We start from the raw sequence: 10,096 nt of genomic DNA on the forward strand, positions 1-10,096 counted from the left end.
GGTATCGATACGCATGCGAAAAGTTACCAGTCGCCCTTATAAATCTTCAGGTTGAGCACGACGCGCTATATACCCGAATCGGTCGCGGTATCGTCGACCGATCCCCGGCTTCCTGGTCGCGGCGGCTTCGTTACAGCCCCGTCGGCCGGTCGATGAACGTCGTCTCCATCCCCCATCCATCGGCGAGGGCCTGAAGCGAGCGCACGCCGAAGGTCTCGGTGGCGTAGTGCCCCGCGAGATAGACGTGGATCCCCGCCTCCTTCGCCTCGTGGTAGACCTGCTGTTTGCCTTCCCCGGTGACGAACGCGTCCGCGCCCCACTCTGCGGCCTCGTCGAACCAGTCGGCGGCGCTCCCGGTGGCGACCGCGACCTCCTCGACCGTCTCGGGACCGAAGTCGAGGTGCTGGACACCGTTTTCCGGGCCACACGCCTCGGCGAGCGCCGTTCGGAGTCCGTCCGGCGTGAACCCCTCCGGGGCGATCCCCGCGATCCCGATGTGTTCGGCCCCGAGCGCGGCGAACGGCTCCTGGGCTTCGAGTTCGAGCGCGTCCGCTACCCCCGCGGCGTTGCCGAGGTCGGGGTGGCTATCGAGCGGGAGGTGAGCGGCGTAGAGCGCCAGGTCGTGCTCGAAGAAGGGTGCGAGCCGGTCGTAGCGCGCGCCGGTCACCCGCTCGAGATCGCCCCAGAACAGGCCGTGGTGAACGACGAGGACGTCGGCTCCCACCTCGACCGCCCGCTCGGCGGTCTCGACGGCGGCGTCGACCGCGAACGCGGCGTGGTCGACCTCGACCGGTGAATCCACTTGGCGGCCGTTGGCGCTCGCGTCGAGGTCCGCGAACGCGTCGGTACGGAGGCGGTCGTCGAGCCGGGCCGCGAACTCGTCGAGGTGCATACCGGCGGTTCCGCCGCCACGGTTAAGAACGTGTGTGACCTCCTTCCCCCGGAGGTCGATTCTATGAGCAAGCTCTCGAAGATCACGAAAGCGTGGCGACGACTCCCGAACAAGACACAGGGACGGATCAAGCGGAAGGCCAAACGACTCCTCCGCCGCGGCAAGGACTCGAAGAAATAACTCCCCTCAATCGGCGGTTCGGGACGCGTGCGTGAAGACGAACTCCCGGAGGAGTTTCGCGCCGAGCGCGGCGGCCTGGCCGTCGTCGCGGTCGTTTATCTCGACGACATCGAACCCCACGCACTGCGGCGCGACCGCGCGGACCACGTCCCGGAGGTCGCGCGGCACGAGGCCGAACGGTTCCGGGGTGCCCGTGCCGGGCGCGAAGCCGGGGTCGGCGGCGTCGATGTCGACGCTGAGGTAGACCGATCCATCGAGATCCGGACTCCAGTCCGGCACCGACGCCGGCGGGACGACGGTCACGTCGTCCGCTTCGGCGCGGTCCCACTCGGCCTCGCTCCCGGCCCGTGCCCCGAGAATCACCGCTCGGTCGGCGTGGTCGAGAACGCGACGCGTCGCTGTGGCGTGGCTCAGTGGATTCCCCATGTATTCTTCTCGAAGATCGAGGTGGGCGTCGAGGCAGACGTAGACGTCGGGTTGGGTCGCGCGAACCCCGGCGACGCTTACGGTGTGTTCACCGCCGACGAGCAGCGGCAGCCGTCCGTCGTCCGCCGTATCCGAGAGGTCACCCGCGAGGAAGTCGAGATACTCACCGACGTCGTTCCAGGGAGCGATGTCCCCGGCGTCGTGGACGCCGAGGGCGGAGAAGGTTCGATCCGTGCGGTGGTCGTAGTCCTCGAACGGTTCGGCGGCGTGACGGAGTTCACGGGGCCCGAAACGCGCACCGGGTCGGAAGGAGGTCGAGACGTCGAGGGGGGCACCACGGAGGACGTAGTTCGCGCCCTCCTCGTCGGCTCGCGCCCCCGGAAAGCCCATCAGACGACCTTGCGCTGTTCGTCCATCTCGAGGTACTCGATCTCGTCGTCGGGCGAGAGGCTGGTGCCGTCGGGGGTCTTGATGGTGAAGGTCTGGTAGGTCTCGAGGTCCATCACCTGGGCGACGCTGTCGGACTCCATGCTGACGACCTGGCCCTGTTTTCGGTTGATGATCGGGACCCAGACCTTCGCGTCCACAGGTTGGGTGAAGTTGCGCTTGTTCTCGTCGAAGACGCCCTTGCCCTCGACACGGGCCTTCGCGCTGCCGTGCTTGCCGGGTTTGGCGGTGCTGTAGGCGGTGATTTGACACGGCGTATCGTCGATCATGACGTAGCTTCCCTCGTCGAGTTCGCGAACTTGCGTCTGCTGTCTGGCCATGTCCGTGGTTGTTAATCCGGGGGTATAAACGGTTTGGAACCGCTCGTCTACGCCCCGCCGTGGGTCTCGATGACCCGTTCGACGCGTTCCAGTCCGTCGGTGAGCGCCGGGGTCGGGAGCCCGAACCCGATCCGGAAGCGGTCGTCGTGGCCGAAGACGCTCCCGGGGGCGAGCACGACCGATTCTTCCTCGACGACGGTACGACAGAACGCCTCCGAGTCCGCGAACCCGTCGGGGATCGTCGGGAAGCCGTTCACCCCGACCGGTTTGAGCCAGTCGAGGTCGTGCTTCTCGACGAACTCGGCCACCATCTCCCGGTGCTTCCGCGCGAGCGCCCGGTTCTCGTCGAGGATCGCCGTCTCGTCGGCGAGGGCCTGGCGGGCGACGTGCTGGCCGAAGATCGAGGGCGAGATAGTCGTGTAATCCTTCCAGTTCCTGACGCCGTCCATCACCTCGGACGGTCCACAGACCCAGCCGAACCGCAGGCCGGCGAGTCCGTAGGCCTTCGTGAGGCTCGTGGTACTGATCCCGTGGGGACCGAGGCTCGCGACGGGAGCCTGCGGTTCGTCGTCGAGCAGACGGTAGACCTCGTCACAGAGCAGGTAGGCGTCGTTGTCGGCCGCGAGGTCGTAGACCGACTCGACGCGCTCCTGTGAGTGGTACCGGCCAGTGGGATTGTTGGGGTTGTTGAGCACGACGAGTTCGGTTTCGGGGCGGATCGCGTCGGCGACCGCGTCCGGATCGAGCCGCCAGTCGGGTGGCGTGAGCTCCACCGTCGTCACCTCGGCGAACGTCTCGGGCAGGGTCCGCAGCGACTGGTAGGTCGGGGTGACGACCACCGCGTGGTCGTCAGGGTCGAGCACGGTGCGCATCGCCAGGAAGTTCGCTTCTTGGGTCCCGCAGGTGAAGACCACCTCGTCGGCCGCCCGGCCGTACCGTCCGGCGACCCGTTCTCGGAACGCAGGGTCGCCGTCGGTCGGGATGACGTAGCCGAGTTCGCCGGGGTCGGTGTCGAAACGCGAGGCGTCGAGGCTCCGGATGCCGCTCTCGGCCAGCATGACGTCGGCATCGTGTTCGTACGCGTCGAACCAGCGTTCGAGCGCGAACGGTTCGATCTGCATACCGAACACACCGCGAGCGGCGATAAAAGCACCCCGACAGCCCCGTGTCCAAAGCGGATAGACCGTTTTTTGCCCCCGGCCATCGAGCGCTTCGCATGGCCAAACAGCCACACCTGCTCGTCGAACCGGGCGACCTCCACGACGTCGTGCTCCTCCCCGGCGACCCCGACCGCGTTGACCGGATCGCGGGTCACTGCGAGGACGGCGAACTCATCACCCACAATCGCGAGTACAAGATCATCAACGCGACCTACGAGGGTACTGATGTGACGATCTGCTCGACCGGCGTCGGTTGTCCGTCGGCGGCGGTGGCGATCGAGGAGCTCGCGAACGTCGGCGTGGAGACGTTCATCCGGGTAGGCACCATCGGGGGGCTCCAGGCCGACATCGAGGTCGGCGACGTCATCGTGGCGACCGGCGCGGCGAAGGACGAGGGCACGACCCGGCGCTACGAGGCGGATACGGTCCCGGCCGTCCCGGATTTCGACGTGCTGTCGAGCCTCGTGGATGCGGCCGAGAGCCGCGAGGAGCCGGTCCACGTCGGGCCGATCGCCTCGGACGACGCCTTCTACGCCGAGACCGACGAGTACGTCCAGAACTGGGAGGAAGCGGGCCTGCTGGGCGTCGAGATGGAGGCCGCGGCGGTGTTCTCGCTCGCGCGCCGGAAGGGGCTCCGGGCGGGGGCGATCTGCACGGTGGATGGGAACCTCGTCGCGGGCGCGCAGAAGGGCGAGACCGAGGACGACGAGGAGCTGCCGGAGAAGGCGAAGAACAACGTCGCGCGCGCCATCGACATCGCGCTCGACGGTGCCGTCTCGCTCTGAAGGAGCGAGAGAGCCTCAGCCACCGGTCACCGGCGGGAACGCGGCGAGTTCGTCGTCCTCGTCGAGTCGGGTGTCGAGCCCGTCGCCGTCGGTGAACGGGTCCTCACCGTTTCTGAGGAGGTTGATGTGGTCCCGGACCGTGCCGTCCTCGACGATCTCGGCTTCGAGCGCGGGGTGGCGCTCGAACAGCGCGGCGAGCGCGTCGGCGAGCGTGGCGTTCGGTTCCACGGAGATAGGGACTTCGCGTTCGCCAGCGGTCTCGGCGAGGGTGGCGAAGAGCTTCCAGTGCATGGTTCGAGAAGGGTCGGCGAACACAAATGCGATCCGGCGGTCGCGGTGCGATGGGGTGCGGTCGTTGCGGGGGTTGCGGTGCGGCTGCCGGGCGGTCGCGGTGCGGCTGCGGTAGCGGTTCCTGGTGTCTCGGCGAGCGGGAGCGAGCCGAGGCTCAGGAGAGCGGTGCTCTCCTGGTGGATGAAGGGCGAGGACGCTTCGCGTCCGAGGGCTTCGGCGGTGCTGTGCGGTTGCGGAGAGGGTGGTGATCGTACCGCGAACGAGCGGAGCGAGTGAGCGGGCCAAGGAACCCCTGAACGGAGTGAAGGGGTGACGCTGGCTTTTGATCCACATTTTGCCAGTGAGTGAGCGAAGCGAACGAGCGCAGCAAAAGGTGGGGACGCGAAAGGTGGGGACGGTGGGGGTCTAGGATTTCCAGTACGCCGGCGTGAGGAGCACGAGCACGGGCAGGATCTCGAGCCGGCCGATCCACATCAGGAAGGTCATGAACAGCTTCGAGGTGGCCGGGAAGTCGAGGTAGCTGTTCATCGGGCCGACGCTCCCGAAGCCCGGGCCGACGTTGCCGAGCGTGGAGGCGACGGCGCTCATCGCCTCGAAGGCCGTGACCTCGTAGCCCACCCGCCAGGCGTCGGTGGCGACGACGAGCGTGGCGACGACGAAGAAGACGAGATAGAGCAGCGTGAAGGCGTAGATCCCTCGGATGGCGCGGTCGTCGATCACCCGACCCCCGAGGCGAACGGGCGAGACGGCCTCGGGGTGGACGGTGGAGAAGAGTTCGCTGCGGAGGGACCTGAGGATCACCAACCATCGGATGATCTTGACCGAGCCACCGGTCGAGCCCGCCGAGCCGCCGATGAACATCGCGAAGAGCAGGAGGTACTGGGCGGGGTCGCTCCAGGTGTTGAAGTCCATGTTGGCGTAGCCCGTCGTGGTCACGATCGAGACCACGTTGAAGAGGGCGTGGCGAACCGAGTCCTCGAGCTCGCCCGCGATCGGTGGAATGCCCTGCTGGACGGTCTCGATACCGGTCCCGGCGAACAGGAGTCCCGCAACGACGGCGGTCAGCACGCCGATGACACCCAAATAGGAGCGGAACTCGGCGTCACGCGTCAGTCGATGGGGTTCGCCGTCGAGGACGCGCCAGACCAGCGCGAAGTTCGTCCCCGCCGCGACCATGAACGGGATGATCACCCACTGGACGGCGCTCGAAAACGCCTCGATCGAGCGGGCCTCGGGCGAGAACCCACCAGTCGGCATCGTGGTGAGACCGTGGGCGACCGCGTTGTAGAGGTCCATGTTCGGCGCGAGGCCGGCGAGGTGGAGCCCGTAGAGGAGGGCCATTTCGAGCACCGTCAACCCGAGGTAGGCCAGCCAGAGCACCCGCGCGGTCTCGGCGATCCGCGGGGTGAGCTTCTGGATCCCGGGCCCCGGGGCTTCGGCGTCCATCAGCTGTGCGCCGCCGACGGAGAGTTCGGGGAGGATCGCGACCGCGAGCACGACGATCCCCATCCCACCGAGCCACTGGGTGAGCTGTCGCCAGAGCAGGATGGCGTGGGAGTGGCGCTCGAAGGATATTTCGCCGACGACGGTCGCGCCAGTCGTCGTAAACCCGCTCATCGACTCGAACAGCGCGTTCGTCGGGTCGGCGAGGGTCGACTCCGTCCCGCCGACGCCCGCGATGAGGTAGGGTATCGCGCCCACGACCCCGACCGCGAGCCACGTCAGTGCCACCATCAGGAAGCCCTCGCGGGCCGAGAGGTCGGGGTCGGGGTCGACGCGTTCGAGCGCGAACCCGATCCCGGCGACGAGGACGATGGCGACGGCGAAGGTGACGATGTCCCGGCCGTAGGAGAGCGCGACGACCAGCGGGATCGCGAGCGTCACGGAGAGGTACTTCACGACGGTGCCGACGAGGCCCACGCTCGCACGCCAGTCGACCCGTAAGCGGCTCGTCCGGGTCACGTCCGTCTCACGCCCGATCGCTATCGCGTCGAACGATTAATCCACCGCTTCGGCTACGACCGCCAGAACGACGGCGTGAACAGCACGAGCACGGGTACGATCTCGATCCGGCCGATCCACATCATGACCGTCATCACGAGCTTGGTGGTGACCGGAAAGCCCTCGTAGCTCCCGTAGGGGCCCGCGAAGCCGAACGCCGGCCCGATGTTCAGGAAGGTCGAGGCGGCCGCGCCCATCGCCGCGAACTCGCCGATCTCGACGCCCGCGCGTGCGGCATCGGCGACCACGAACACCGTGAGCGCCGCGAAGAGGACGATGCTCGCGAGGATGAAGACGTAGCTGTCGCGGATCGTTCCCTCGTCGACCGCCCCGCCCGAGATGCGAACCGGAACGACCGCGCTCGGGTGGATCGCGGTGAAGAGGTCGCGCCGGAACGTCTTGGCCACGACCAGCCACCGCACCGTCTTGATCGAACAGGTGGTCGAGCCCGCCATCCCACCCATGAACATCCCGAGGAAGAGGACGTGACGTGCGCCGGTCGACCACGTGTCGAAATCCACCGTGGCGTAGCCCGTCGTGGTGATTATCGAGACCACGTTGAAGAGGGCGTGGCGCACCGTCTCCTCGGTGGTGGCGAACTGGCCGTCCAGCGCGAGCACGCCCGCGACGATGACCGCCGCGAACGCCACGACACCGATGTAGAACTTGAACTCCTCGCTCCCACGGAGCCGGCTCGAATCGCCCTGGAGGAGGAAGTAGATCAGCACGAAGTTGGTCGCACCGACGATCATGAAGACGATGACGACCCACTGGACCGCGGGCGAGAACGCGCCGATGCTCGCGGCCTCGGGCGAGAACCCCGCGGTCGAGACCGTGGTGAGGGCGTGGGCCCCGACGAGTCGGAGCCCGAGTAGGACGAGCACCAACAGGCCGGTCAGCCCGGCGTAGATGCCGCCGAGCAGCCGGGCGGTGCGGGCGATCCGGGGGGTGAGCTTCGTGACGTTCTGGTTCTGGGTTTCGGTCTCCATCAGCTGCGCGCCGCTGACCGAGAGGCCCGAGAGCACGCCGACCGCGAGCACCAGGATCCCGAGACCGCCGAGCCACTGGAGCACGCTCCGCCAGAGCAGTATCGACCGGGCGTGGATCTCGAACGACCCCACCACGGTCGCGCCGGTGGTCGTGATCCCGCTCATCGACTCGAACAGCGCGTTCGTCGGGTCGGCGAGCGTTCCGACGCCCGCGATCAGGAACGGCACCGCGCCGACGAGCGCGATCGAGAGCCACGCCAACGCCACCAGCAAGAACGCCTCGCGGGGACCCGGATCGCCGCGTTCGAGACGTGAGAGCCCGAGCCCGACGACGAGCGAGCCGGTGGCCGGGACCACGAACGGCGCGATGGGCTCGCGGTAGAGGAGGGCGACGACGGCGAGGGCGGCGAGCGGGCCGGCGAGCGCCGTCAGGACGCGGCCGAGCAGGTTCGCACTGGTTCGGAGGTCGACCCGGACCGGCATCTATACCCGCGCCGCGACCGTGTCGATCGAGCGAGTTTCGACGAACAACACGACGTGGTCGCCGACCTCGATCACGGTGTCGCCCCGTGGGATGACGTAGCGACCGTCGCGCGTGATCGCCCCGATCGTCACGCTCTCCGGGAGGTCGGCGGCGGAGTCACGGATCGGCCGGTCCGCGAGGACGCTCTCGGCGTCGACCTCGATCTCGAGCACCTCCGCCCGGTCGTCGTCGATGATGGCGACGTTCTCGGTCTGCCCCTCGCGACTGAACCGGATGATCTCCTCGGCCGTCGCGTCGCGCGGGTTGATCGCCGCGTCGACGCCGACCGCCTCGAAGAGGCTGGCGTACTGGGCGGTCTCGACGAGCGCGATGGTTCTGTCGACGCCGATCCGGTCGGCGAGCAGCGAGGCGAGTAGGGTCTTCTCGTCGGAGTCGAGCGCCGCGACCACCACGTCGGCCTCGTCGATGTGTTCGCGCGCGAGGAACTCGCGGTCGGTCGCGTCGCTCGACAGCACGGTGGTGTGGGGCAGGCGTTCGGCGAGTTCGCGGGCGCGTTCGGGGTCACGCTCGATGAGCCGCGGGTGGAGACCGCGGTCCTCGAGGATCACGGCGGTCTGGAGGGCGACCTCGCTGCCGCCGACCACCACGACGTCCTTGCCCTCTCCCTGCTGGTCCGGCGTGAGTTCGCCCGCGAACGCCCGGATGCCTTCGGGGCTGCCGATCGCCACCAGGTCATCGCCGGCGGCGAGCGTCGTCGCGCCCTTCGGGATGATGACCTCGTGTTCCCGGAGCACCGCCGCGAGCGTGACCTCGTCGAACCGGTCGACCTCCGCCACGGTTCGGTCCACGAGCGGGCTCTCCGGGGGGAGCGAGAACTCCGCCATCAGCACGCTCCCGTCGGCGAAGGTGTCGACGTCGCGCGCCGCCGGGAGGCCGATGACGCGGGCGACGGTCTCGGCGGCCAGCAGGTCGGTCGAGACCATGAAGTCGACGCCGAACGCGCCGCCGGCCTCCTGCCAGGTGTCGAGGTGGGTGGTGCCGCGCACCCGTGCGACGGTGAACGCATCGCTCACGGTCTTCGCGGCTGCGCAGGTGACGATGTTGGTCTCGTCGTCGTCGGTGCTCGCGATCACCATGTCCGCTCGCTCGATGTCGGCCTCGCGGAGGGTCGGGAGCGCGGCCCCGTTGCCCTCGATCGCGAGCACGTCGTAGGAGTACATCAGGTTCTCGACGCGGTCGTCGTCGATGTCGACCACGACGACCTCGTGGTTGGCATCGAGGTTCGCCGCGATCGTCGAGCCGACCTGGCCGGCCCCGACGATTATCACCCGCATCTACCGCAGCCCTCGCTCATGGCCGTCTCTCGGGGGGTGTCGATAAGTGGATTCCCCTTTCTACTCTCCGCCGGTGCCCGCGACCGCCTCGGGGAGTTCGTGGCGTTCGATCGGGAGGCCGAGTTCGTCGAGGGCGGTCTCGACGTGTTCGTCCTTCGCGTACTCCGCACCGGCCTCGACCCGGGCGCGCTGGGCCGCCGCGAGCACCTCGCCACGGCGGTCGTCGGGGATGTCGTACTTGTCCGTCGCGAGTTCGATCGTGAGGCCGTTGTGGTCGTGGGTGTAGAGCGAGTGGAACACCCCACGGTCGAACTCGTTGTAGCGGTGGCCGATCCCGTCGAGGGCTTCCTTGGTCTCGACGAAGCGGTCGGGCGCGATGGAAAAAGCAAGGTGGTGGACCGCGCCGATGCCGGGTCGCTGGGGGCCCTGGTGGGAGTCGTACTCGTCGGAGACGAAGAAGGTCAGCATCCGACCGTCGCCCGTATCGAAGAACAGGTGGGTCATCTCGGGGGCGTCGAGGTTGGGCTGGCGGAGCACCAGCGGCATCCCGAGGACGTCGCGGTAGAATTCCACCGTATCCTCCTCGTTGCTCCCGATGAGGGTGACGTGGTCGGTGCCCGTGGTGCGGAGGGTGCTCTCCGGCAGCTCGGCGGTGACGTCGGTATCGTCCATACCGAAACTACGCTCTCCGGGTACTTGAGCCTGTGTCTCGGAACGGTGACAGCGTACGGCGGTTCCGGCAGTCATAGCGGTGTGGGTTCGTCTCGGCGAGCGCCGAAGGCGCGAG

At 68.0% G+C, this 10,096-nt stretch carries 10 protein-coding genes; 1 reads left to right on the forward strand and 9 read right to left on the reverse strand.

Annotated features, from left to right (window positions below; translation table 11 throughout):
- Nucleotides 1–130: 130 nt before the first annotated feature.
- From GT355_RS12635 to GT355_RS12650, 4 genes are all read right to left on the reverse strand, one after another.
- Nucleotides 131–892 (reverse strand): Nif3-like dinuclear metal center hexameric protein, encoded by a 762-nt coding sequence (locus GT355_RS12635; RefSeq protein ID WP_160134944.1) that lies wholly within the window; start codon nucleotides 890–892, stop codon nucleotides 131–133.
- 186 nt (nucleotides 893–1,078) lie between these two features.
- On the reverse strand, nucleotides 1,079–1,888 hold the full coding sequence (gene speB, locus GT355_RS12640) for an agmatinase (protein ID WP_160134945.1): 810 nt from the start codon (nucleotides 1,886–1,888) through the stop codon (nucleotides 1,079–1,081).
- The gene (locus GT355_RS12645) at nucleotides 1,888–2,265 is read right to left on the reverse strand and encodes a translation initiation factor IF-5A (RefSeq protein WP_007695398.1); all 378 of its coding nucleotides are present in this window, start codon (nucleotides 2,263–2,265) and stop codon (nucleotides 1,888–1,890) included. The genes speB and GT355_RS12645 overlap by 1 nt, the downstream gene beginning before the upstream one ends.
- Before the next feature lie 47 nt (nucleotides 2,266–2,312).
- Nucleotides 2,313–3,386 carry an aminotransferase class I/II-fold pyridoxal phosphate-dependent enzyme gene (locus tag GT355_RS12650; RefSeq protein WP_160134946.1) on the reverse strand — a complete coding sequence of 358 codons (1,074 nt, stop codon included), beginning with the start codon at nucleotides 3,384–3,386 and terminating at the stop codon, nucleotides 2,313–2,315.
- 95 nt (nucleotides 3,387–3,481) lie between these two features.
- Between GT355_RS12650 and GT355_RS12655 the strand changes: the two genes are divergently transcribed.
- Nucleotides 3,482–4,210 (forward strand): nucleoside phosphorylase, encoded by a 729-nt coding sequence (locus tag GT355_RS12655; RefSeq protein ID WP_160134947.1) that lies wholly within the window; start codon nucleotides 3,482–3,484, stop codon nucleotides 4,208–4,210.
- Between the two features lie 15 nt (nucleotides 4,211–4,225).
- Here GT355_RS12655 and GT355_RS12660 read toward each other — a convergent pair whose 3' ends face one another.
- From GT355_RS12660 to GT355_RS12680, 5 genes are all read right to left on the reverse strand, one after another.
- The gene (locus GT355_RS12660; protein ID WP_160134948.1) at nucleotides 4,226–4,501 is read right to left on the reverse strand and encodes a ubiquitin-like small modifier protein 1; all 276 of its coding nucleotides are present in this window, start codon (nucleotides 4,499–4,501) and stop codon (nucleotides 4,226–4,228) included.
- A 405-nt stretch (nucleotides 4,502–4,906) separates the two neighbouring features.
- The gene (locus tag GT355_RS12665) at nucleotides 4,907–6,463 is read right to left on the reverse strand and encodes a TrkH family potassium uptake protein (protein WP_160134949.1); all 1,557 of its coding nucleotides are present in this window, start codon (nucleotides 6,461–6,463) and stop codon (nucleotides 4,907–4,909) included.
- Nucleotides 6,464–6,516: 53 nt separating this feature from the next.
- A complete protein-coding gene (locus GT355_RS12670) occupies nucleotides 6,517–7,974 on the reverse strand; it encodes a TrkH family potassium uptake protein (protein WP_160134950.1) in 1,458 nt (485 codons plus the stop codon).
- Nucleotides 7,975–9,309 (reverse strand): Trk system potassium transporter TrkA, encoded by a 1,335-nt coding sequence (gene trkA, locus GT355_RS12675; RefSeq protein WP_160134951.1) that lies wholly within the window; start codon nucleotides 9,307–9,309, stop codon nucleotides 7,975–7,977.
- A 60-nt stretch (nucleotides 9,310–9,369) separates the two neighbouring features.
- Nucleotides 9,370–9,981: a VOC family protein gene (locus tag GT355_RS12680; RefSeq protein ID WP_120074020.1), complete on the reverse strand. Its 612-nt coding sequence runs from the start codon at nucleotides 9,979–9,981 to the stop codon at nucleotides 9,370–9,372.
- Nucleotides 9,982–10,096: the final 115 nt, after the last annotated feature.

Origin of the sequence: Halococcus salsus, assembly GCF_009900715.1 — an archaeon.
GTDB lineage: Archaea > Halobacteriota > Halobacteria > Halobacteriales > Halococcaceae > Halococcus > Halococcus salsus.